We start from the raw sequence: 22916 nt of genomic DNA on the forward strand, positions 1-22916 counted from the left end.
ACGGCGGGCGCCGGAGGGCGGGTCGTACAGTGGGGGAATGGGTGCCGAACCCTACTACGGCCCGGACTTCGGGCTGCTGCGGCGGCAGGATCCGGAGCTCGCCGAGGTGCTGCTCGACGAGCTGGCTCGTGAGCGCCGCGGCCTGCAGCTCATCGCGAGCGAGAACTTCACCTCGCCCGCCGTCCTGGCCGCTCTGGGCTCGACCCTGACCAACAAGTACGCCGAGGGCTACCCTGGCCGCCGCTACTACGGCGGTTGCGAGGTGGTGGACCGCGCCGAACGCCTGGCCGTCGAGCGCGCGACGAGGCTGTTCGGGGCCGAGCACGCCAACGTCCAGCCGCATTCGGGCGCCTCGGCGAACCTGGCGGCCTACGCCGCGCTCCTCCAGCCGGGCGACACGATGCTGGCCATGGCCCTGCCGCACGGGGGCCATCTCACGCACGGCTCGAAGGTGAACTTCTCGGGCCGGTGGTTCGACGTCGTGCCGTACGGGGTGCGCAGGGACACCGAGCTGATCGACTACGACGAGGTGCGGGACCTGGCGTTGCGGCACCGGCCGAAGGTCATCGTGTGCGGCGCGACGGCGTATCCGCGGCTGATCGACTACGCGGCCTTCCGCGGCGTCGCCGACGAGGTGGGGGCGTGGCTGCTGGCCGACGCGGCGCATCCGATCGGGCTGATGGCGGGCGGCGCGGTCCCGTCGCCGGTCCCGTACGCGGACGTCGTGACGTTCACCACGCACAAGACGCTGCGCGGGCCGCGCGGCGGGGCGATCCTGTGCACCGCCGAGCTGGCCGCCAGGATCGACCGGGCGGTGTTCCCGTTCCTCCAGGGCGGGCCGCTGATGCACGTGGTGGCGGCCAAGGCGGTGGCGTTCGGCGAGGCGCTGCGGCCGGAGTTCGCCGGCTACGCGCGCCGGGTGGTCGCGAACGCCCAGGCGCTGGCCGGGGCGCTGGGCGCGGAGGGGATGCGGGCGGTCTCCGGCGGCACCGACACGCACCTGGCGCTGGTCGACCTGCGCGACACGGGTGTGACGGGGGCGGAGGCCGAGCGGCGGTGCGCGGCGGCGGGCATCACGCTCAACCGCAACGCCATCCCGTACGACCCGGAGCCCCCGGCGGTCACGTCGGGCATCCGCGTGGGGACGCCCTGCGTCACCACGCAGGGGCTGGGGCCCGAGGAGTTGAGGGAGGTCGGGAAGCTCGTGGCGGCCGCGGTCCGCGATCCGGGGGCCGCCGAGCGGGTCAGGGAAAGCGTCGCGGGGCTCCTGACCATCTATCGGCCATATCTCAGCGAATATTAAGCTGGTCTGTGTCGTTTTCCGGTCACACTTGGCCGGGACATCCGGGAAACTAGGGTCGTGCGCGAATACCTGTTCATGGCGCTCATCGCGGCGGCGGTGACCTATCTGCTGGTTCCGCTCGTGCGCCGCTTCGCCATCCGCATCGGCGCCATGCCGGAGGTTCGCGATCGCGACGTGCACACGACGCCGACGCCCCGCCTGGGCGGGTTGGCGATGTACGGCGGCCTGGTGGTGGGGCTGCTGGTCGCCAGCCAGCTCACGCACACGGGCAAGGCCCTGACCGAGACCGACGTCAACGCGGTCACGGCGCTCATCGTGGCCGGCGGGCTGATCACGGTGACCGGGTTCCTCGACGACTGGTGGGGCATGGACGCCTTCATCAAGCTCGGCGGCCAGGTCGCGGCGGCGGGTGTGCTGGTCTTCTTCGACCTGCGCCTGCTCTACATCCCGCTGCCGCAGAACTGGGGCGGCTCCATCAGCCTCGACCCCACGCTCAGCACCGTGATCACCATCATGGTCGTGGTGGTCACGATCAACGCGGTCAACTTCGTCGACGGGCTCGACGGCCTCGCGGCCGGGATCGTCTGCATCGCGGGCATGGCCACCTGGGCCTACTCGATCTTCCTGGCCGTCAACATCAGTGGCCCGCGCATCACGACGACGGCCGCCATCGCGGCCATCCTCATCGGCACCTGCCTCGGCTTCCTGCCGCACAACTTCCATCCGGCGAAGATCTTCATGGGCGACACGGGCGCGATGCTCATCGGGCTCGTGCTGGCCTCGTCGATCGTCACCACCCCGGTGGACCCGGGGATCATCGAGGGCATGAACAAGGTGCCGGTGCTGCTGCCGCTGCTGCTGCCGGCCGCGGTGCTGATCCTGCCGCTGGTCGACCTCATCACGGCGGTGGTGCGGCGCACCTCGCGGGGGCTGTCGCCGTTCGCGCCCGACCGGGGGCACCTGCACCACCGGCTGATGGACATCGGCCACTCCCACCGCAGGTCGGTGCTCATCATGTACGCCTGGGCGTTCCTGTTCGCCTTCGGCATCGTGGGCATGTCCACGATCGGCGTCCCGGTCCTGCTGTTCCCGGTGGTGATCGTGTTCGCCCTGGTGGTGCTCGTGCTGATGGCGCTGCCGCGCTGGCGGGGCCGGGGCGGCACGCACGCGTCCTCGCGCGGCAAGCAGCCCGACGACGACGGCCCGCCCACCGGCCCGATGCCGCCGATCGCGCCGGAGCCCGAGGTCAGGCGGCGGATGCCGCCGCCGGACGGGCCCGGGGCGCAGCGCTCGGCGGCGGCCGACGGCAATCCGGTCATTCCAGCATTTCCGAGCCGTTCTTGATCGCGAACTAGAAACGGCAGGTAAAAGCGGTCTTCCGTGAGCTTGTGATATCTTTCACGAGCAGGGACCCCCGACGCACATGTCTGCGGGGTAGCAAACGCTCGCTTGATAACTCGCTGATGGAGCACCGATGCAGGCCAACGACGTGCGCGTACTCAAGAGCGCCGCGATTCCGACCCTCGTGGTCGGGGTGGCCGCGGTGGTCGTCGCTCTGCTGACCGCCGGCGGCAAGGGCGCGCTGGGCGCAGCCCTCGGCACGCTGCTGGTCGGGATCTTCTTCAGCGTCAGTGTGGTGGCGGTCTCCTACGCCGCCCGGGTCTCCCCGCAGGTGATGGCGATCGCGGCGATGCTGAGCTATCTCGTCAAGGTCGTCGTCATCATGATCGTGCTCAACGCGTTCCGCGATACCACGGTCTGGAATACCCTCGCTTTCGCCTGGTCTGTTGTGATCTGCACGCTGGTGTGGACCGGTTTCGAGGTCCGCGCCTTCATGAAGACCAAGATGCTGTACGTCGACCCCGAGGCCCGGGTCCCCGGCAAGGGTGACTCATGAGGCCGTTCCCTTGGGCGGGGCCCGATATGACTAGTCCTCTACTCGCCTGCTATCGTCGGGGCCGCGATGAGCGCACAGGAACGCCGACCGGAGACAGACGGTCGCGACTTCGCCGACGCCATGTGGTCAGTCCCCAGCTATCTGCTCGCAGGGATGGCCTTCTACGGCGGTCTCGGGTGGTTGCTGGACCGGTGGTTGGACATGTCCGCGTTCTTCCCCATAGGCGTGGTTTTTGGGGTTGTGCTCGCCGGCTACCTGGCCTACCGGAAGTTCGGTCGCTAGCCCGGCGCAGCGATCACTCCGCCGAGGTAACTCTTGTGATCCACTACGACGTTGAAGGGAACGCCGCGTGAGTGCGCTGACGGTCCTCGCTCCTCATGGCGATCAGTTCGGGGCGCCTACGCCTGAAGAGCTGTTCAACCTGCCCCCCATCATCCCGGGGGTGGACTGGTTCACCAAGCCGGTCCTGCTCGCCCTGCTCGCCTCGGTCGTGGTGATCGCCCTGTGCTGGGGCGCCTTCGCCAACCCCAAGGTGGTGCCGAGGGGTCTGCAGAACGTCGTCGAGTACGGCTACATGTTCGTCCGCGACCAGGTCGCCCGGCCCTTCCTGGGCAAGGACGCCGACCGGTGGATGGGCCTGCTGGTCTCGATCTTCTTCATAGTCCTGGTGTGGAACCTCATGGGCGTCATCCCCGTGCTGCAGTTCCCGGTCGCCTCGCACATCGCCTTCCCCGCCGTGCTCGCCGGCCTGATCTACATCCTCAAGATCTACCTCGGCATGAAGCACCAGGGCCCGGTCGGCTACTTCAAGAACATGATGTTCCCGCCCGGCCTGCCCAAGTTCATCTACGTGCTGCTCGCGCCGATCGAGTTCCTGTCGAACCTGATCATCGCCCCCTTCACGCACGCGGTCCGACTCTTCGCGAACATGTTCGCGGGTCACATGCTCCTGGCCTTCTTCAGCATGGTCGGCTTCTGGTTCCTCTTCGAGAAGCTGACCCCGCTGGGCGCCCCCGTCGGTGTCCTCGGTGTGTTGATGACCATCGTCCTGACCGGCTTCGAGATGTTCATCCAGTTCCTGCAGGCCTTCCTGTTCGCGATGCTGGCGGCGATGTACATCGGCAACTCGCTGCACGCTGAGCACTGAGTCCCACGCACACCACACGGAATGTCCATGACCGGTGATACCCACGTCACCGGCCGTTAAGTAAAGGAATAAGAACAATGAGCGTTCTCGCTGAGGTCTCCGGCAACGTCACCGCCATCGGTTACGGTCTCGCCGCCATCGGCCCCGGCATCGGCGTCGGCATCATCTTCGGTCAGGGCGTGCAGGCCATCGCGCGCCAGCCCGAGGCTTACGGCCTGATCCGCCAGAACATGCTCCTCGGCTTCGTCCTCACCGAGGCCCTCGCCCTGATCGGCCTGGTGGCGCCGTTCATCTTCTCGGGCATCTGATAGCCCTCGACTGACGAAAGGCTGCAACATGATCGTTAAGGCAGCTACGCTCCTCGCGGAGGAGGGCTCCAACCCCCTCATTCCGCACACGTACGAGCTCGTCGTCGGTATCTTCGCGTTCCTCGTCGTCTTCCTCGTCGTCGGGCGCATGCTCGTGCCACGCATCCAGAAGACGCTGGCCGAGCGTACGGATGCGATCGAGGGCGGCATCAAGCGGGCCGAAGAGGCCCAGGCCCAGGCCCAGGAGCTGCAGCGGCAGTACGCGGCCAACCTCGAGGAGGCCCGGCGCGAGGCCGGCAGGCTCCGCGAGGAGGCCCGTGAGCAGGCCGCGCAGATCAAGGCCGAGCTCCGCGAGGAGGCGCAGGCCGAGGCCCGCCGCCTCGTCGAGGCCGCGCACGCGCAGATCGAGGCCGACCGTCAGGCCGCCTTCGCGCAGCTCCGCACCGAGATCGGCCGCCTGTCGACCGAGCTCGCGGGCCGCATCGTGGGCGAGTCGCTGGAGGACGAGGCCCGTCAGAGCCGCATCGTCGACCGGTTCCTCGACGAGCTGGAGAGCTCCAACGCGCAGGCGGTGCGCTGATGCGCGGTCTGAGCAGGGCGTCGCTGGCCGAGGTCGAGGAGCGGTTCAACGCGGTCGCCGGCAGTGCCGACCTCGGGACGCTCTCCGACGAGCTGTTCGCGGTCGCGGATCTGCTCGACCGCGAGCACGGCCTGCGCCGCGCCCTGTCCGACCAGGCCAGGCCTGTGGAGGCGAAGACGCGCACCGTGCGCGCGCTGCTGGAGGGCAAGATCGGCGCGGCCGCGCTGGCCACCGTCGAGAGCGCGGTCGCGGCTCGCTGGTCTCGCGCCGGCGACCTCGCCGACGTGCTCGAACGGCTCGGCGTGGTCGCCGGGGCCGCGGAGGCGGAGAGCCAGGCGCGGCTCGACGACGTGGAGGACGAGCTCTTCCGCTTCGGCCGCGTCGTGGCCGGCAACCCCGCCCTGCGCCGCGCGCTCGCCGACCCCGCCGCCCCCGCCGCGGGCAAGCGGCAGCTGCTGAGCGACCTGCTCGGCGGCAAGGTGGCGCCCACCAGCCTGCGCCTCATCACGCAGGTGGTTCTGCACCCGCGAGGACGTAGCCTGGAAGCAGGGCTCGAGGAGTTCGGCCAGCTCGTGGCGCAGCAGCGCCAGCGCCTCGTGGCGGTGGTGCGCAGCGCCGTCGAGCTGACCGCGGAGCAGAAGCGGCGCCTGACGTCGTGGCTGCGCACCTCGTACGGGCGTGACGTGCACCTGAATGTCGAGGTGGACAAGCGAGTGCTCGGTGGGTTCTCGGTCCGCATCGGCGACGAGATCATCGACACCACCATCGTGGGACGAATCGAAGAAGTCCGCCGCCGGTTGGCCGGCTAGGCGAAATAGGGAGACAGAGTAGAGATGGCGGAGCTTACGATCCGGCCGGACGAGATCCGGGACGCGCTTGAGCGCTTCGTCCAGGCGTACGAACCGGAAGGCGCCGCGCGCGAGGAGATCGGGACCGTCGTCGACGCCGGCGACGGCATCGCCCATGTCTCCGGCCTGCCCTCGGCGATGGCGAACGAACTGCTGGAGTTCGAGAACGGCACGCGCGGCCTGGCGCTCAACCTCGACACCCGTGAGATCGGTGTCGTGGTCCTGGGCGACTTCAGCGGCATCGAGGAGGGCCAGACGGTCCGCAGGACGGGCGAGGTCCTGTCCGTGCCCGTCGGCGACGACTTCCTCGGCCGTGTGGTCGACCCCCTGGGCAACCCCCTCGACGGCAAGGGCGCCATCACCGCCGAGGGCACCCGTGCCCTTGAGCTGCAGGCCCCCTCGGTCGTCCAGCGGCAGCCGGTGAAGCAGCCGCTGCAGACCGGCATCAAGGCGATCGACGCCATGACGCCGATCGGCCGCGGCCAGCGCCAGCTGATCATCGGTGACCGCGGCACGGGCAAGACCGCGATCGCCGTCGACACCATCCTCAACCAGCGCGAGGCCTGGGCCTCCGGCGACCCGGAGCAGCAGGTCCGCTGCGTCTACGTCGCGGTCGGCCAGAAGGGCTCCACGATCGCGCAGGTCAAGGCCCGGCTCGAGGAGGCCGGCGCGATGGAGTACACCACCATCGTCGCCGCTCCCGCCTCCGACCCGGCCGGTTACAAGTATCTCGCCCCCTACACCGGTTCGGCCATCGGCCAGCACTGGATGTACCAGGGCAAGCACGTCCTCATCGTCTTCGACGACCTGACCAAGCAGGCCGACGCCTACCGCGCCGTGTCCCTGCTGCTGCGTCGCCCCCCGGGCCGCGAGGCCTTCCCCGGTGACGTCTTCTACCTCCACTCCCGGCTCCTGGAGCGCTGCGCCCGGCTGTCGAACGACATGGGCGGCGGCTCGATGACGGGCCTGCCGATCATCGAGACCAAGGGCAACGACGTGTCGGCGTTCATCCCGACCAACGTCATCTCCATCACCGACGGCCAGTGCTTCCTGGAGACCGACCTGTTCAACGCCGGCGTCCGCCCGGCCATCAACGTCGGCATCTCCGTCTCCCGAGTCGGCGGTTCCGCGCAGGTCAAGGCCATGCGCAAGGTCGCCGGCACGCTGAAGCTGTCGCTGTCCCAGTACCGCGACCTGGAGGCGTTCGCCGCGTTCGCCTCCGACCTCGACGCCGCCTCCCGCGCCCAGCTGGAGCGCGGTCAGCGGCTGGTCGAGCTGCTCAAGCAGCCGCAGTACTCCCCGTTCCCCGTTGAGCGCCAGGTCGTGTCGGTGTGGGCCGGCACCACCGGAGAGCTGGACGAGGTGCCGGTCGAGGACATCCGCAGGTTCGAGTCCGAGTTCCTCGACTACCTGCAGTCCTCGCACAAGGGCGTCTTCGACAGCATCCGCGAGACCAAGGACATGGGCGACGACACGGTCACCACCCTCAAGGACGCCATCACGGAGTTCAAGAAGGGCTTCACCACCTCCTCGGGCGAGCTGCTGGTGAAGGACGAGCCGGTCGCGCCGCTTGAGGCCGGCGAGGTCGGCCAGGAGAAGATCAAGAAGGTCGTCCGCCCGGCGACGGAGAAGTAGTCCATGGGTGCCCAGCTCAGGCTGCTGCGGCGGCGGATCAGCTCGGTCAAGTCGACCGCGAAGATCACGCGCGCGCAGGAGCTCATCGCCTCCTCACGGATCGTGCGGGCGCAGCAACGGATGCAGGCGGCGCTGCCGTACGAGCGGGAGATCACCCGCGCCGTGACCGGCGTCGTCAGCAACGCGGCGAGCGTCGACCATCCGCTGACCGTGGCGAAGGACAACCCCGCCAAGGCGGGCGTCCTCATCGTCACGAGCGACAGCGGGTTCTGCGGCGGCTTCAACGCCAACGTGCTGCGCGAGGCCGAGGCCCTGCGCGGGCTGCTGGAGAGCCGTGGCCTCGACGTCGTGCCGTTCGTCACCGGGCGCAAGGGTGTCACCTGGCACTCCTTCCGCAACCGGACGATGGGCGGCGAGTGGGTCGGCTTCTCCAGGAAGCCGGCCTACGCCGACGCCAAGGAGATCGCGGGTGTCCTCATCGACTCGTTCAAGGACGAGAACGGGATCGACGAGATCCACATCGTCTCGACCGAGTTCATCTCGATGCTGACCCAGAACGTCGTCGTCAAGCGCGTTCTGCCGCTGGAGGTCGAGGAGACCGAGGCCACGGAGTCCGCCCAGATTCCGCCGTACTTCGAGTTCGAGCCGACCGCCGGCGACGTGCTGGAGTCGCTGCTTCCGCGTTACGTGGAGTCCCGGATCTTCACCGCGCTGCTGCAGTCGGCCGCCTCCGAGGAGGCCGCCAGGCGGCGCGCCATGAAGTCGGCGACCGACAACGCCAACGAGCTGATGCGGGTGCTCACCCAGCAGATGAACCAGGCTCGCCAGGCCGAGATCACCCAGGAAATCAGCGAGATCGTCGGTGGGGCCAACGCGCTCGCTGACGCCGCAGCGGGGAAAGAGTGAAATGACTGCAGAGGCTGTTGAAACTGTAGAAGCCGCCGCGGCCGGCACCGGCCGCGTGGCTCGCGTCACCGGCGCCGTCGTCGACGTGGAGTTCCCCGTCGACGCGATGCCCGAGATCTATAACGCGCTCAAGGTCGAGGTCACCCTCGGCGGCGAGACCAAGACGCTGACCCTGGAGGTCGCCCAGCACCTCGGCGACAACCTGGTCCGCGCCATCTCCATGCAGCCCACCGACGGCCTGGTCCGCGGCCAGGCCGTCCAGGACACCGGCGGCCCGATCTCGGTGCCGGTCGGCGACGTCGTCAAGGGCCACGTGTGGAACGCGCTGGGCGAGACGCTCGACGTCCCGACCTCGTCCCTGAAGATCACCGAGCGGTGGGGCATCCACCGTCCGGCCCCGGCCTTCGACCAGCTCGAGTCGCGCACCGAGCTGCTCGTCACCGGCATCAAGGTCATCGACCTGCTCACCCCGTACGTGCAGGGTGGCAAGATCGGCCTGTTCGGCGGCGCCGGCGTGGGCAAGACGGTCCTCATCCAGGAGATGATCCGCCGTGTCGCCCGCAACTTCGGTGGCACCTCGTGCTTCGCCGGCGTGGGCGAGCGCACCCGTGAGGGCAACGACCTCTGGCTGGAGATGGAGGAGGCGGACGTCCTCAAGGACACCGCGCTCGTTTTCGGCCAGATGGACGAGCCGCCGGGCACCCGTCTGCGGGTCGCGCTGTCGGCGCTGACCATGGCGGAGTACTTCCGCGACGTGCAGAAGCAGGACGTGCTGCTCTTCATCGACAACATCTTCCGCTTCACGCAGGCCGGTTCCGAGGTCTCCACCCTGCTCGGCCGCATGCCGTCGGCCGTGGGTTACCAGCCCACGCTGGCCGACGAGATGGGCGTGCTCCAGGAGCGCATCACCTCGACCCGCGGTCACTCGATCACCTCCATGCAGGCGATCTACGTCCCCGCGGACGACATCACCGACCCGGCCCCGCACAACGCGTTCGCGCACCTCGACGCGCAGACCGTTCTGTCGCGGCCGATCTCGGAGAAGGGCATCTACCCCGCGGTGGACCCGCTCGACTCCTCCTCCCGGATCCTCGACCCGCAGATCGTGGGCGAGGAGCACTACCGGGTGGCCCAGGAGACCAAGCGGATCCTGCAGAAGTACCGCGAGCTCCAGGACATCATCGCGATCCTCGGCATCGACGAGCTGTCCGAGGAGGACAAGGTCACCGTCCAGCGGGCCCGCCGCATCGAGCGCTTCCTGTCGCACCCGATGTACGCGGCCGAGGCCTTCACCGGCCAGCCGGGCGAGACCGTGCCGCTGGACGAGACCATCGCCTCCTTCAAGGGCCTCTGCGCGGGTGAGTACGACCACCTGCCCGAGCAGGCGTTCTTCATGGTCGGCGGCATCGAGCAGGCCGTGGCCAAGGCCAAGGAACTCCAGCGTCGCTAATCGCCATACGGTGGCGGCCGGGGCCCGGCCCCGCGCCGCCACCTGATCGGAAAGGAACCTGCACAAGTGGCGAAGCTACGCGTAGGGGTTGTCTCACCCGAGCGTGAGATCTGGTCCGGCGAGGCCGACATGGTGATTGCCAAGACCGTGGACGGCGAGATCGGTATTATGCCGCAACATGCACCTGTGCTCGGCGTTCTCGTCGAGGGCGGCGTGCTGCGCGTGAAGCGTGAGGGCGAGGGCGACCTCGTGGCGGCCGTTCACGGCGGGTTCATCTCCGTGGCGGACAATGAGGTGTCCGTGCTCGCCGAGGTCGCCGAGCTCGGGTCGGAGGTCGACGTCGCGGCTGCCCGTGACGCGCTCGACCGCGCTCAGGCCTCCATCGAGGCCAACCAGGAAGACGCCGACGCGGCGATCGAGGCCAAGCGTGCCAGGGCCCGGCTCCGCGCGGCGGGGGAAGACGTATAACAGACGTACAGGGGGGCGGCATGGTGGCGACGGTTGTGGTTCTCGCAGTGCTGCTTGCCGCCCTCGTGGTGCCGCGCGTGGTCATGCTGACGCGCTCGCGCGGCAACGTACCGTGTCGGTTGCGGGTCGGTGACCGCGGATGGCGCAGCGGGGTGGCCCGTTATGCCGACGGGGAACTCCACTGGATTCCGCTTCTGGGCGTCCGACTGAGGCCGCGCCACGCGATCGCGAGGCGCGGCCTCGTCGTTTCCGCCCGTCGCGAGCTCGGCGACGGGCTCTACGCGGTCGACTGCAGCGGCACTACGCGGGACGTGTCGCTGGCGATGAGCGCCGATGCGCTGACGGGTTTCCTGGCGTGGCTGGAGTCCGCGCCGCCCAGTGCCTACCTCGACGTGGCCTGACGGGCGCTCAGGGCGGGCCTGAGCGCCGCCGAGGGGTGCTCAGCGCGTCCCGCCCGGCTTCCACAGGATCTCCTGGCCGGCGTGGGCGACGCGGCAGGCGATGAACAGCAGGTCCGACAGCCGGTTGAGGTATTTCGCGGTCAGCGGGTTCATGTCCTCGTGGGTCCGCAGGGCGGCCCAGGTGGTGCGCTCGGCCCGGCGTACGGTCACGCGGGCCACGTGCAGCGCCGCCGTCGCGGGGTCGCCGCCCGGCAGGATGAAGCTGCGCAGCGGCTTCAGGCCCTCGTTGAGCCGGTCGCACTGCTCCTCCAGCCGGTCGACGTAGGACTGCTCGACCCGCAGCGGCGGGTATTCGGGGTTGTCCGTGACCGGGGTGGCGAGATCGGCGCCGACGTCGAAGAGCTCGTTCTGGAGGCGGGACAGCAGCTCGGCCAGCTCGCCCGGCAGGGTGCCGAACGACAGGGCCAGCCCGAGGTGGGCGTTGGCCTCCTCCACGTCGGCGTACGCGGCCAGCCGCGGATCGGTCTTGGCGGTGGTGCTCATGTCGCTCAGCCGGGTGGTGCCGTCGTCGCCGGCACGGGTGTAGATGCGAGAGAGAACGACCGGTTTGTCCTTGTCGGCGCGCGTCATGGCCCCAGGTTAATGACAAAAGTCATCGCGATCGGACGCGGGATGCATGTCGGGCCCGTGATATCCGCGACTACCTGGGCGAACAGCGCGAACGCCACTATTGACCCATGACGAAGGAGAGGACCTGATGCTGGAGATCAGCGAGCTGCGCAAGCGCTTCGCGGGCGGCCCCGACGCACCCGGCGGAAAGGTCGCGCTGGACGGCGTGGGCTTCAGCGTGCGGCCTGGGGAGATGTACGGGTTCGTGGGCGCGAACGGCGCCGGCAAGACGACCACCATGCGCATCGTCATGGGCGTGCTCCAGGCCGACTCCGGCTCGGTGAGCTGGGACGGCCGGCTTCTCGACTACGACGCGCGGCGCCGCTTCGGCTACATGCCGGAGGAGCGCGGGCTGTACCAGAAGATGCGGGTCGTCGAGCAGATCGAGTACTTCGGCCGCCTGCACGGCCTCAGCGCGCCGGCCGCGCGCAAGGCCACCGAGGAGCTGATGGAACGGCTGGGCGTGGCCGAGCGCAGGAACGACGCGGTGCAGGCGCTGTCGCTGGGCAACCAGCAGCGGGTGCAGCTCGCGGTCGCGCTGGTGCACGACCCCGAGGTGCTGGTGCTGGACGAGCCGTTCTCCGGCCTGGACCCGATCGCCGTGGACGCGCTGGCCACCACGCTCCAGGACCGGTGCAGGGGCGGCGTGCCGGTGATCTTCTCCAGCCACCAGCTCGACCTGGTCGAGCGGCTGTGCGACTCGGTCGGCATCGTCGCGCGCGGGCGCATGGTGGCCTCCGGCACCGTGGCCGAGCTGCGCGCCGCCGAGAGCGACACGCTGCGCGTGGTCGTCCGCGACCCTGCCCCCGGCTGGGCGGACGGTCTGCCCGGCACGGTCACCGTGAACGGCGACCGGCACGTCCTGCGCGTGTCCGGCGGCGACGACCAGGAGGTCCTGCGCCGCGCCATGAAGGCGGGCCGCGTCGAGCACTTCGGGGTCGAGCAGCCGACCCTCACCGAGATCTTCAAGGAGGCCGTGGCGTGAACGGTGTGATGCTGGTCGCCCGCAGAGAGGTGATGACGCAGCTCCGCACGAAGGGGTTCGTCGTCGGCCTGCTGGTGACGGCCGTCCTGGTGGCGGCGGTCTCGTTCGCGCCCAAGCTCATGGGCGGCTCCGACTCCTACACCCTCGGCACCGTGAACAGCCAGCGGCTGCCGCTGGACCGGGCGGCGCCGGACGCGGAGTTCGAGTGGCGGGAGTTCGCCGACGAGGCCGCGGCCCGGCAGGCCGTGCTCGACGGCGACGTGGACGCCGTGCTGGTCGGCGGGGCCAAGGTGCTCACCGACGGCCAGCTCGACGACGAGCTCGGCGTGCTGCTGCAGAGCGTGAACCGGGAGGTCAAGCTCGGCGCGGCGGGCGTGTCGATCCCGCCGTTGCAGGTGGAGTCCGTGGGCGCGGACGTGCGTTACGAGTCGGCCCGCACCGGGATCGCCGTGGTGCTCGTGCTGGTGCTGTTCATGCTGATCTTCAGCCAGGTGTCGATGGTGGCAATGGGCGTCGTGGAGGAGAAGGGCAGCCGGATCGTGGAGATCCTGCTCTCCACGCTGCGGCCCTGGCAGCTGCTCGCCGGCAAGATCATCGGCCTTGGCGTGCTCGGACTGATCAACCTGGTGGTGATCCTGGCCGTCGGCCTCGGCGCCGCGGCGGCCTCCGGCATCGCCGCGGACTTCCCGCCCGGCATCGGCGGGCTCGTGGCCGGGGTGCTGGTGTGGTTCGTGCTCGGCTACGCCTTCTTCGCGACGCTGTCGGCCGCGTTCGCCTCGCTCGTCTCCCGCCAGGAGGAGGTCGGCAGCGTGATCACCCCGCTGAGCATGGTCATCATGATCACGTACTTCATGGCCTTCTACGCGACCACCGACGCCACGGGCACGCTGGCCACGGTCATGTCGTACGTGCCGCCGTTCTCGTCCATGGTCATGCCGGTGCGGATGGCGGCGACCGAGGTGCCGCTGTGGCAGGTGGGGGCGTCCATGGCGGCCATGGCGCTGGCGGTGGTCGCGGTGCTGTCGTTCGGCGCCGGCGTGTACCGCCGGGCGGTGCTGCGCACGGGAGCGCGGCTCAAGCTCACCGAAGTGCTGCGCGCCGGGTAGGCGGACGGCGGCGGATGGAAGCGCTCCAACGAGCCCGGCGCATCACGTGGATCACGTTGATCGCCGGTCTCGTCATGCTGTGGATCTTCCTCGCGCTGGGCAGCGCCGTGCTGTTCGGCGAGGGGAGGTTCCCCTGGTGGCGAGCCGTGCCCGCGTTCGCGGCCGCGGCCGGCTTCACCTGGCTCGCCTGGCGGGCCATCGACGCCGTGATGGCCGGCCGCTACCCCCTCCGCGAGGTCGTGGCGTGCGCGGTGCTCGCGGTGATCGGCACCGTGGCGGGCGGGGGAGACCCCTTCGGCTGGGGTTTCCTCATCATGGTCTGGGTCTACACCGCCACGCTGCGGGTCACCAAGCGCACGGCGGTCCTGCAGTCGGCGGGGGCCTTCGTGGTCGCCGTGGGGCTCGGCCTGCTCGGGGTGGCGACCGACACCGGAGTGTCCGGCGCGGACCTGAGGCTGCCGGAGGCCGCGCTCTACTTCGGCGGCATCTACGCCGTCTGGTGCCTGACGCTGCCGCCGTCCGGCCGGCTGTGGCTGTGGATCTGGACCCTGGCGGAGCAGGCGCACCAGGGCCGCGAGGCGCACACCCGGCTGGCGCTGGCCGAGGAGCGCCTGCGCTTCGCCCGCGACCTGCACGACCTGGTGGGCCACCAGCTCTCCGCCATCGCGGTCAAGACCGAGCTGGCCAAGCGCCTGTCGGAGGCCGATCCCGCGGCGGCGCGGGCCGAGCTGACCGAGATCAACACGCTCACCCGCAAGGCGCTGCGCGAGCTGCGCGAGGCCGTGCGCGGCTACCGCGAGCTTGACTTGACCGCCGAGCTGGATAGCGTGAAGGGAGTGCTCGAAGCGGCCGGGGTCCGTTGCGAGGTGCGTCTGCCCTATCGCGAGCTCCCCGGGGGGCTGGCTCCCGACTTCGCCCTCGCGGTGCGCGAGGCGGTCACCAACGTGCTCAAGCACAGCGCGGCGACGTTCTGCGACATCACGATCCGGTTCACGCCCGAGCGGGCGGAGCTGTCCGTACGCAACGACGGGGTGGCCCGGCGGCAGGCCGACGACCTGGGCAGCGGCCTCACCGGCATGGCGGAGCGGCTGGCCGCGGTGGGCGGCGCGGTGCGGGCCCGCCCGACGGGGGACGGAGAGTTCCTGCTCGAAGCTGTCGTGTCGCTGCCCGTACGTGGGTAGGGGTGACATGCAGACGGTGCGTTCCGCGCGCGAGTGCGCACGGGCGCGACCGGCTGTGCGCGTGACTGAGGAGGTGGCATGCGCGTCCGAGGCAATCCGAGAGCCCAAGTGGTGCGGATCGGGGCCAGGCTCGACGCCGGCACGTCAGCGGGGGTGCGCGAGCGGCTGCACGACGCTCTCGACGCCGGCGAGGGCGACCTGATCCTCGATCTCTCCAAGCTGGAGATGATCGACGCGACCGGTCTCGGCGTGCTCGTGGGGGCGCATCGGCGCGCGATGGGCGCGCAACGCCGCCTCGTCCTACGGGGGGTGCCACCGCGGATCATGCGGATCCTGGCGGTGACCCGGCTGAATCGGGTCCTGCTCGTCGAGGCTCCGGCGGCCGCGGTGGCCTGAGGGCACATATAGGAGCGGGCGGTGATCAGCCGCCGCCCGCTCTTTCCCGACTTAGACAAAATCTGGATTACGGATGGCACGCATCCGCGATGTATGACGCGGAATACGGCGCCATTTATCCCGGGACCGCCCCGGGACCGGGCGCGCCGAGGCTCCGCAAGAAGATGTGCACCGCCGCCGCCACGAGATCGTCGATGGCCGGCTGGGTCTCGGCCAGCAGCCATTCGATGAGCAACTCCTGCAACGCCCCAATCACGCCGAGGGTCAGCAGCCGCCGATTCACCCGCGGATCCTGCGGGAAATCGGCGGCGGCCTCCTGGATGATGCGGGCGAAGGACTCTATGGCCCGCTGCCGCGACATTGACAGCACGTCGCCCGACCTGCGCACCTCGACGTGCATGATGCGGGCGCGGCGCCAGTCGGACGTGGCGAACTCGATATAGGCGCGAATCCCCGCTCGCACCCGCCCTTCGAGGGTGTTCGGGGCCTCCTTGACCGCTTCGGCCACGGCGCCCAGGCTTTCCTCCACGCACCGTTGGTGCAGCGCCTGAAGGAGCTCCTCGCGCCCGCCGAAACATTCGTAGAAGGCGCGGTTGGAGATCCGCGCCTCCGAGCACAGCCTTTCGATCGTCGTCGCCGCGAATCCCGGCTTCGCGTATAGCGTGTAGGCGGCCGTCATCAGCCGCTCCCGTCTGTCCGCCAGCCTTTGCTCAGCCGACATTCCCCGGTAAGACCGGTTCACATTCCACCCGTCCAACATGATCGTGGCCCCCAGAGCACACAATTATGGACGGGTGATCCGTTTAGGGAAAGAGTACGAAGATTATCTTTTACGTCGGCCGTGCAAGAACGTGACAAGCCTGATCAGCCGCTCAAGCTCGTCGGGCCCCCTGGAGAACGAGGTCAGGTTCATGCCCGGCATCGCGAAACGCTGCCGGGAGATCGCCTTCGGCCTGCTGAACTCCCGCAGCCCGTCGGCCCCGTGGATGCGCCCGAAGCCCGAGTCGCCGACGCCGCCGAACGGCAGGGACGGCACCCCGGCGAACGAGATGACCGAGTTGATCGCCGTCATGCCGGTCCGCATGAGGCGGGCCAGCTCGGTCGCCCGGCGCGCGTTCCTGGAGAACACCGTTCCGCCGAGCCCGTACGACGAGGCGTTGGCCAGCTCCAGCGCCTCCTGCGCGTCGCGGGTGCGCCGGACCGTGATCGTGGGGCCGAAGGTCTCCTCGCGTACGGCGGCGGAGTCCTCGGGCACGTCCTCGACGATGACCGGGTCCACGAACGGCGGCCGCACCGCGTCCGGCCCGCCGGTGACCACCCGGCCCGCCTTGGCGGCGGCGTCGATGTGCCGCTTGATGACGTCGACCTGGGCGGGCATGGTGATCGGCCCGTAGTCCTCGCCGGCCCGCACCTTGGTCACCCGCTCGGACAGCTCGCGCATGAACCCGTCGTAGACGGCGTCCACGACGTAGACGCGCTCGACGCCCACGCAGGTCTGCCCGGCGTTGGACATCGCGCCCCACAGGCAGGCGTCGGCGGCGGCGCCGAGGTCGGCGTCGGCGTCGACGATGAAGGCGTCTTTGCCCCCGCACTCGGCCACGATCGGCGTGAGGTTCTCGGCGCAGGCCGCCATGACGCGCTTGGCCGTGGCCGTCGAGCCGGTGAAGGCGATCTTGCGGACGCGCGGGTCGGCGGCGAGGGCCGCGCCGGTCTCGCCGAGGCCGGTCACCGCCTGGAACACCGGGTGCTCGGGCACCGCCTGGGCGAACAGCTCCGCCAGCCGTACCCCGACGCCGGGGGTGAACTCGCTCGGCTTGAACACCACGGCGTTGCCGGCGGCCAGCGCGTACGCGATGGACCCCATCGGCGTGAAGACCGGATAGTTCCAGGGGCCGATCACGCCGACGACCCCCAGCGGGAGGTATTCGAGCGTGGCGGCCAGGTTGAGGCCGATCATGCCGGTCGCGACGCGGCGGCGGCCCAGCACCTTGTGGGCGTTGCGCGCGGCCCAGTCGATGTGCGTGATCGCCAGCACGATCTCCAGCGTGGCGTCGCCGACCGGCTTGCCGGTCTCCTCGTGGACGAGCCGGGCGAGCTCCCGGAGGTCGCGGGTGACGACCGCCTTGTAGTCGAGCAGCCGGCGCCGGCGCTCGGCGTGACCGAGGCCCGCCCACCAGGCGGCGGCCTCGTCGGCCCGGCCGACCGCCTCGCGGACGGCCTCGGGGCCCTGCTTCGGATGGCTTCCGACGACCGCGCCGGTCGCCGGGTTCAGTGAGTCGAACGTCACCGTGGTCATGGCGTCACGATAATCCGGTAAGCCATCGCTTACTAGGGCAAGGGGGGCGTGACGACCTGCGGCGGGCCGGAACGGCGGGTCAGAACAGGGTCGGGTTCTCCGGCTCGATGCCGCGCAGCGCGTCGTAGTCGAGGGTGACGCAGTCGATGCCGCGGTCGGTGGCCAGCACCCGGGCCTGCGGCTTGATCTCCTGGGCGGCGAAGACGCCGCGGACCGGCGCGAGCAGCGGGTCGCGGTTGAGCAGCTCCAGATAGCGGGTGAGCTGCTCGACGCCGTCGATCTCCCCGCGCCGCTTGATCTCCACCGCCACGGTCGCGCCGAGGCCGTCGCGGCACAGGATGTCGACGGGACCGATGGCCGTCATGTACTCGCGGCGGATCAGCGAGTAGCCGTCGCCCAGCGTGGTGATGTGCTCGGCGAGCAGCTCCTGAAGGTGGGCCTCCACGCCGTCCTTGATCAGCCCGGGGTCGACGCCCAGCTCGTGGCTGGAGTCGTGGAGGATCTCGTCCATGGTCAGGACCAGCTTCTCGCCGGTCTTGCCGTGGGTGACCGTCCAGGTGCCGCCGTCCTCCTTGAGCTTGCACGGAGGGTTCATCCAGTTGAGCGGCTTGAAGGCGCGGTCGTCGGCGTGGATGCTCACGCTGCCGTCCGCCTTGATGAGCACGAGCCTCGGGGCCATCGGCAGGTGAGCCGTGAGCCGTCCTACGTAATCCACGCTGCATCGCGCGATGACCAGCCGCATGACGACCCACCTTAGCGGCTCTGGAAAACTGGGGTCATGGCGTTCGACGGGGGCATGACGTCCGGCGGGTCCGGAGGCGGCACGGGATGAGCCCGCGACGGGCCCGCCGCAGGGAGTCCTCCCGCCCCTTCGGCTTCCCGACCGGCCTGGACAAGGTGGAGGAGTGGCCGGACGGCGAGTGGAAGGTCCGCATGCTCACGGGCGCCTCGTCGACCAAGAACTACCGCTGCCCCGGCTGCGACCAGGAGATCCGCCCCGGGCAGCCGCACCTGGTGGCCTGGCCCGCCTGGTCGGGCGGCGACGAGGAACGCCGCCACTGGCACCAGCCCTGCTGGCGCAAGAGGCTCGACCGCGGCCCCGGCCGCAGCCGTTACTAGCCCCCGAAAGGAACGATGGTGGAGATTCGCGCGGCGACGGTGTTGCCGGCCCGGCGGGAGCCGATCGAGCTGCACACGGCCGACGGCCTGACCCTGGTCGGCGAGCTGGCCCTGCCGGCCGGCCGCCCTCCGGTCGCGACGCTGGTGACCCTGCATCCGCTGCCGACCCACGGCGGCTTCATGGACAGCCACCTCTACAAGAAGGCGGCCAACCGGCTGCCGGCCCTCGCCGACCTGGCGGTGCTGCGGTTCAACACGCGCGGCACCTCCTCCGAGCGCGGCACCTCCGAGGGGGCCTTCGACCGGGGCGAGGGCGAGCGGTTCGACGTGGCGGCCGCGCTGGAGTACGCCGAGTTCCACGACCTGCCGCGCGTCTGGGTGGTCGGCTGGTCGTTCGGCACCGAGCTGGCGCTCAAGTGGGCGCACGACCCGCTGGTGGAGGGCGCGATCCTGCTCTCGCCGCCGCTGCACAGGGCCACCGACGACGATCTCGACGCCTGGGCGGCCTTCGGCAGGCCGCTGGTCGCGCTGGTGCCGGAGTTCGACGACTACCTGCGGCCGGAGGAGGCGCGCAAGCGTTTCGCGCGGGTGCCGCAGGCCGAGGTCGTCGGCGTCGAGGGCGCCAAGCACCTGTGGGTGGGGGAGCCGTACGTGCGGATCGTGCTCGACGAGATCGTCAAGCGGGTCAACCCGGCCGCCTCTCCGCTGCCCACGAAGGTCTGACGACTTTTTGCGCGCGAACGCGAGCTTTGAAGCTTTTCGTGAACATAATGAGCAGAACTCTGGACTCGGCGTCTGACACAGGGTGACAATCCGATCGTCAACCGAAGATCGTGGAGACGCCGGACGGTCTTCGTTCCGCGCGTAACCCCTGCTCAGCATGGGCGAGGACAGATGCGGGTCGTGCGTTTACTGGGTGCGGCGGCGATGGCGTTTCCGATGGCGGCGGTGGTCCTGACACAGGCCCCGCCCGCCGCGGCCGAGACCCCTCCGGCGGCGCATGCCGCGGCGCCGCCGGAGCAGGCCGGGCCGCCCGGCCAGGAGGGCGCGGAGCGGCGGGCGTCCGCTCTCGCCCGGCGGGACAACCGGGTCGTCGAGATCGAGTCCATGCGCGGCGAGACCCGCCGCGTCTTCGCCAAGCCGGACGGCACGTTCACGCTGGAGCAGCACGTACGCCCCGTCCAGGTCCGCAGGGACGGCGGCTGGGTGCCCGTGGACACCACGCTCCGCCTGCGCCAGGACGGCGCCGTCGAGCCGGTCGCCGCCGCGGTCGGGGTCACCTTCTCCGGCGGCGGCAGCGGCCCGCTGGCCCGCCTGTCGCGCGGCGGCAAGACTCTGGAGCTCGGCTGGACCGGCCCGCTGCCGAAGCCCGTGCTGAACGGCGACACCGCCACCTACGCCGAGGTCAGGCCGGGCGTCGACCTCCAGGTCACGGCCGACGTGGACGGCTTCTCGCACCTGCTCGTCGTCAAGACGCGGGAGGCGGCGGCGGCCCTGACCGAGCTGGCGTACCCGCTGGCCGCCGAGGGACTGACGGTCAAGACCGACGCCGTGGGCAACCTGCGGGCGCTCGACGAGGCCGGCGGCGCGCTCTTCCTCGCCCCCACCCCCAAGATGTGGGACTCCGAGGGCATGACCAGCCCGCAGGCGCTCAAGGAGGGCCGCTCGCCCGAGGCCCGCGAGGCCACGATGGGCGTGACGGTCAAGGGCCGCGAGCTGCGGCTCAAGCCGGACCGCGCGATGCTGACGGACCCGGGGACCCGCTTCCCCGTCTACCTCGACCCCTACTTCTCGGCCCCGCGCGGCTCGTGGACCGCGGTCTGGAGCAACTGGCCGAACTCCAACTACCTCAACTCCAGCGACGTCGCCCGCGTGGGGCACGTCGAGTCGCAGAAGAACCGCTCGTTCTTCCAGATGGCGACCGGCGCGACCATCCACGGCAAGCAGATCGTCAAGGCGACGCTGCGGACGTACGAGACGTGGTCGTACTCGTGCAGCGCCCGCAAGGTCGAGGCGTGGGGCACCGGCGCGATCAGCTCCAGCACCACCTGGAACAAGCAGCCGTCCTGGACCAGGCTGCTGAGCACGGTCAACGTGGCCAAGGGCTGGGGCTCCTCCTGCCTGCCGGGCGGCGTCGAGTTCGACATCACCTCCTGGGCCGCCGACGCCGCCTCCAAGAAGTGGAACACGATGACCGTCGGCCTCCGGGCCACCAGCGAGACCGACGTGTACGCCTGGAAGAAGTTCAAGAACAACCCGACCGCGGTCATCGAGTACAACTCCATCCCCACCGACCCGGTCGCCGCCGACGTCTGGTCGGACCCGGGCGGGCCCTGCGTCTCCGGTGACGACCGTCCGGTCATCAGCACGGCCACGCCCAAGCTGTGGGCCAAGCTCAAGGACGCCGACAACTCGGTCAAGGGCCGCTTCGAGTGGTACAACGCCGCCGGCGTGAAGACCGGCGAGTACGTCACCGCCACCGGCTCCTCCGGCACCGCCTTCGCCGCCACCGTCCCGGCCAGCCTGTACGCGGACGGCGCCCTGGTCCGCTGGCGGGTACGCGCCGAGGACGGCAGCGCCACCAGCGCCTGGAGCCCGTGGTGCGAGGCCACGGTGGACGCCACCGCGCCCGGCCAGCAGCCCACGGTCGCCTCGCCCGAGTACCCGGAGAACTCCTGGTCCGACGGCCTCGGCCTGGCGGGGACGTTCAGCTTCGGCCCCAACGGCGTCACCGACGTGGCCTCCTACCTCTACGGGGTCGACACCAGCCCCACCACCGCGGTCGCGGCGGGCGAGGAAGGCAAGGCCACGGTCCAGATCACCCCGCGGCACGACGGCCCCAACGTGCTGTCGGTCCGCAGCAAGGACCGCGCCGGGCAGCTCGGCCCGATCCGCACGTACGTCTTCAACGTCAACTCCGGCCGCCCGCCGGCCGGGCACTGGCCGCTCGACGAGGGCCAGGGCGGCACCGCCGCCGACGCGGGAGGCACGCACCCCGCGACCCTGACCGGCGCGACGTGGACGACCGGCCGCACCGGCTCGGCGCTGCGCCTGGCCAACGGCTCCGCAGCGACGTCCGGCCCGGTCCTCGACACGAGCCGCAACTTCACCGTGGCCGCCTGGGCCCGCCTGACCTCCAACGCCGCCACCGCGACCCTGCTCACCCAGGAGGGCGGCAGGACGGGCGCGTTCGCCCTGCAGTACTCCAAGAGCGACGACCGCTGGGCGTTCACCCGCGCCGCCGCCGACGCCGACGGCGCCGCGACCGTGCGCGCCCTGTCGGCCGCCGCGCCCCGGCTGAACGAGTGGACCCACCTGGCCGGCGTCTACGACACGGCGTCCCGGCAGCTCTCGCTCTACGTCAACGGCCGCCTGGAGTCCTCGGTCGCCTTCACCCAGCCGTGGAACGCCACCGGCCCGTTCGTCGCCGGCCGCGGCAGGGCGGCGGGAGCGGCGGCCGAGTTCTGGCCGGGCGACGTGGACGACGTGCGCGCCTACGGCCGGGCCGTGTTCGCCGACGAGGTCGCCGACCTGATCAACAGCGCGTCCACCCTGGTCGGCCACTGGAAGCTGGACGAGGAGAGCGGCACCGCGGCCGCCGACTCCTCCGGCAAGGGCACGCCCGCCACGCTCACCGGGACCGCGTCCTGGACCTTCGGCTGGCTGGACGGCGCGCTCGCGTTCGACGGCGTCACCGGCGCGGCCCAGACCACCAAGCCCGCGGTCTCCACGGCCACCGGCTTCACCGTCGCCCTGTGGACCCAGCTCGACCACCTGCCCACCAAGGACGCCGCCGCCGTGTCCCAGACGGGCAACCGGGCCGCCGGGTTCCAGCTCGGCTACGACACCGCGCAGCAGCGCTGGGTGTTCGGGATGGCCTCGGCCGACACCGACACCGCGACCCTCGTACGGACCCGCTCCGACTCCCTCGCCAACCCGATGGAGTGGACCCACCTGGCCGGCGTCTACGACGCCCTGACCGGCCAGCTCCGCATCTACGTCAACGGCCGCCTGTCCGCCACCACCGTCACCTCTCACACCAGCACCTGGAACGCCACCGGACCGCTGCAGCTGGGCCGGACCAGGAGCGCAGGCGCCCTGACCGGCTACTGGCCGGGCACCGTCGACGACGTCCGCACCTACGACGGAGTGCTCAACGCCGATCAGATCGCCCAGCTCGCCGCCCAATAAATCCGTTTCTTTTCGCCCAGTACACCCCCT

24 protein-coding genes are annotated in these 22916 nt (G+C 70.4%); 20 read left to right on the forward strand and 4 right to left on the reverse strand.

Annotation, left to right across the window (positions count from 1 at the left end):
• Positions 1–37 precede the first annotated feature (37 nt).
• From Nocox_RS08015 to Nocox_RS08075, 13 genes are all read left to right on the forward strand, one after another.
• On the forward strand, positions 38–1303 hold the full coding sequence (locus tag Nocox_RS08015) for a serine hydroxymethyltransferase (RefSeq protein WP_020546693.1): 1266 nt from the start codon (positions 38–40) through the stop codon (positions 1301–1303).
• Between the two features lie 57 nt (positions 1304–1360).
• Positions 1361–2647: a glycosyltransferase family 4 protein gene (locus Nocox_RS08020; RefSeq protein ID WP_084685903.1), complete on the forward strand. Its 1287-nt coding sequence runs from the start codon at positions 1361–1363 to the stop codon at positions 2645–2647.
• Between the two features lie 130 nt (positions 2648–2777).
• Positions 2778–3200 (forward strand): Cg1360 family ATP-synthase-associated protein, encoded by a 423-nt coding sequence (locus Nocox_RS08025; RefSeq protein ID WP_020546692.1) that lies wholly within the window; start codon positions 2778–2780, stop codon positions 3198–3200.
• A gap of 66 nt (positions 3201–3266) precedes the next feature.
• Positions 3267–3482, forward strand: a complete 216-nt coding sequence (locus Nocox_RS08030) for an AtpZ/AtpI family protein (protein ID WP_026215068.1) — start codon at positions 3267–3269, stop codon at positions 3480–3482.
• A gap of 160 nt (positions 3483–3642) precedes the next feature.
• On the forward strand, positions 3643–4347 hold the full coding sequence (gene atpB, locus Nocox_RS08035) for a F0F1 ATP synthase subunit A (RefSeq protein WP_020546690.1): 705 nt from the start codon (positions 3643–3645) through the stop codon (positions 4345–4347).
• Between the two features lie 77 nt (positions 4348–4424).
• Entirely contained in the window at positions 4425–4655 is a 231-nt protein-coding gene (gene atpE / locus Nocox_RS08040) for an ATP synthase F0 subunit C (RefSeq protein WP_020546689.1), read from the forward strand.
• A 28-nt stretch (positions 4656–4683) separates the two neighbouring features.
• Positions 4684–5235, forward strand: coding sequence for a F0F1 ATP synthase subunit B (locus Nocox_RS08045; RefSeq protein WP_020546688.1), 552 nt, complete (start codon positions 4684–4686; stop codon positions 5233–5235).
• On the forward strand, positions 5235–6044 hold the full coding sequence (locus Nocox_RS08050) for a F0F1 ATP synthase subunit delta (RefSeq protein ID WP_020546687.1): 810 nt from the start codon (positions 5235–5237) through the stop codon (positions 6042–6044). Before Nocox_RS08045 ends, Nocox_RS08050 begins: the two co-directional genes overlap by 1 nt.
• Before the next feature lie 24 nt (positions 6045–6068).
• Entirely contained in the window at positions 6069–7718 is a 1650-nt protein-coding gene (gene atpA / locus Nocox_RS08055; RefSeq protein ID WP_020546686.1) for a F0F1 ATP synthase subunit alpha, read from the forward strand.
• Between the two features lie 3 nt (positions 7719–7721).
• Entirely contained in the window at positions 7722–8624 is a 903-nt protein-coding gene (locus Nocox_RS08060; RefSeq protein WP_020546685.1) for a F0F1 ATP synthase subunit gamma, read from the forward strand.
• Position 8625: 1 nt separating this feature from the next.
• Positions 8626–10074, forward strand: coding sequence for a F0F1 ATP synthase subunit beta (gene atpD, locus Nocox_RS08065; RefSeq protein WP_026215065.1), 1449 nt, complete (start codon positions 8626–8628; stop codon positions 10072–10074).
• Between the two features lie 66 nt (positions 10075–10140).
• The gene (locus Nocox_RS08070; RefSeq protein WP_020546683.1) at positions 10141–10542 is read left to right on the forward strand and encodes a F0F1 ATP synthase subunit epsilon; all 402 of its coding nucleotides are present in this window, start codon (positions 10141–10143) and stop codon (positions 10540–10542) included.
• 20 nt (positions 10543–10562) lie between these two features.
• A complete protein-coding gene (locus Nocox_RS08075; protein WP_020546682.1) occupies positions 10563–10943 on the forward strand; it encodes a DUF2550 domain-containing protein in 381 nt (126 codons plus the stop codon).
• A 39-nt stretch (positions 10944–10982) separates the two neighbouring features.
• Here Nocox_RS08075 and Nocox_RS08080 read toward each other — a convergent pair whose 3' ends face one another.
• Entirely contained in the window at positions 10983–11573 is a 591-nt protein-coding gene (locus Nocox_RS08080; RefSeq protein WP_020546681.1) for a cob(I)yrinic acid a,c-diamide adenosyltransferase, read from the reverse strand.
• A 127-nt stretch (positions 11574–11700) separates the two neighbouring features.
• Between Nocox_RS08080 and Nocox_RS08085 the strand changes: the two genes are divergently transcribed.
• The 4 genes from Nocox_RS08085 (at position 11701) to Nocox_RS08100 (ending at position 15280) form a co-directional block, all read left to right on the forward strand.
• Positions 11701–12597: an ABC transporter ATP-binding protein gene (locus Nocox_RS08085; RefSeq protein ID WP_020546680.1), complete on the forward strand. Its 897-nt coding sequence runs from the start codon at positions 11701–11703 to the stop codon at positions 12595–12597.
• Positions 12594–13703: an ABC transporter permease gene (locus tag Nocox_RS08090; RefSeq protein WP_020546679.1), complete on the forward strand. Its 1110-nt coding sequence runs from the start codon at positions 12594–12596 to the stop codon at positions 13701–13703. Before Nocox_RS08085 ends, Nocox_RS08090 begins: the two co-directional genes overlap by 4 nt.
• A 14-nt stretch (positions 13704–13717) precedes the next feature.
• The gene (locus tag Nocox_RS08095) at positions 13718–14884 is read left to right on the forward strand and encodes a sensor histidine kinase (protein WP_084685902.1); all 1167 of its coding nucleotides are present in this window, start codon (positions 13718–13720) and stop codon (positions 14882–14884) included.
• Positions 14885–14962: 78 nt separating this feature from the next.
• A complete protein-coding gene (locus Nocox_RS08100; RefSeq protein ID WP_026215064.1) occupies positions 14963–15280 on the forward strand; it encodes an STAS domain-containing protein in 318 nt (105 codons plus the stop codon).
• Between the two features lie 115 nt (positions 15281–15395).
• On the opposite strand, the gene Nocox_RS08105 is transcribed toward Nocox_RS08100, so the two are convergent.
• From Nocox_RS08105 to nucS, 3 genes are all read right to left on the reverse strand, one after another.
• Complete coding sequence (locus Nocox_RS08105; RefSeq protein ID WP_246649749.1) at positions 15396–15959, reverse strand: TetR/AcrR family transcriptional regulator; 564 nt, start codon at positions 15957–15959, stop codon at positions 15396–15398.
• 144 nt (positions 15960–16103) lie between these two features.
• Positions 16104–17576 carry an aldehyde dehydrogenase family protein gene (locus Nocox_RS08110; protein WP_020546675.1) on the reverse strand — a complete coding sequence of 491 codons (1473 nt, stop codon included), beginning with the start codon at positions 17574–17576 and terminating at the stop codon, positions 16104–16106.
• 79 nt (positions 17577–17655) lie between these two features.
• Positions 17656–18318 (reverse strand): endonuclease NucS, encoded by a 663-nt coding sequence (gene nucS, locus Nocox_RS08115; RefSeq protein ID WP_020546674.1) that lies wholly within the window; start codon positions 18316–18318, stop codon positions 17656–17658.
• A gap of 86 nt (positions 18319–18404) precedes the next feature.
• Here nucS and Nocox_RS08120 point away from each other — a divergent pair, with 86 nt between their 5' ends.
• The 3 genes from Nocox_RS08120 to Nocox_RS08130 all read left to right on the forward strand — a co-directional run bounded on the left by Nocox_RS08120 (position 18405) and on the right by Nocox_RS08130 (position 22886).
• A complete protein-coding gene (locus tag Nocox_RS08120; protein ID WP_020546673.1) occupies positions 18405–18695 on the forward strand; it encodes a hypothetical protein in 291 nt (96 codons plus the stop codon).
• An 18-nt stretch (positions 18696–18713) separates the two neighbouring features.
• Positions 18714–19418 carry an alpha/beta hydrolase gene (locus Nocox_RS08125; RefSeq protein ID WP_026215063.1) on the forward strand — a complete coding sequence of 235 codons (705 nt, stop codon included), beginning with the start codon at positions 18714–18716 and terminating at the stop codon, positions 19416–19418.
• 204 nt (positions 19419–19622) lie between these two features.
• Complete coding sequence (locus Nocox_RS08130; protein ID WP_033410984.1) at positions 19623–22886, forward strand: LamG-like jellyroll fold domain-containing protein; 3264 nt, start codon at positions 19623–19625, stop codon at positions 22884–22886.
• Positions 22887–22916: the final 30 nt, after the last annotated feature.

The sequence above is a fragment of the Nonomuraea coxensis DSM 45129 genome (genome assembly GCF_019397265.1).
GTDB lineage: Bacteria > Actinomycetota > Actinomycetes > Streptosporangiales > Streptosporangiaceae > Nonomuraea > Nonomuraea coxensis.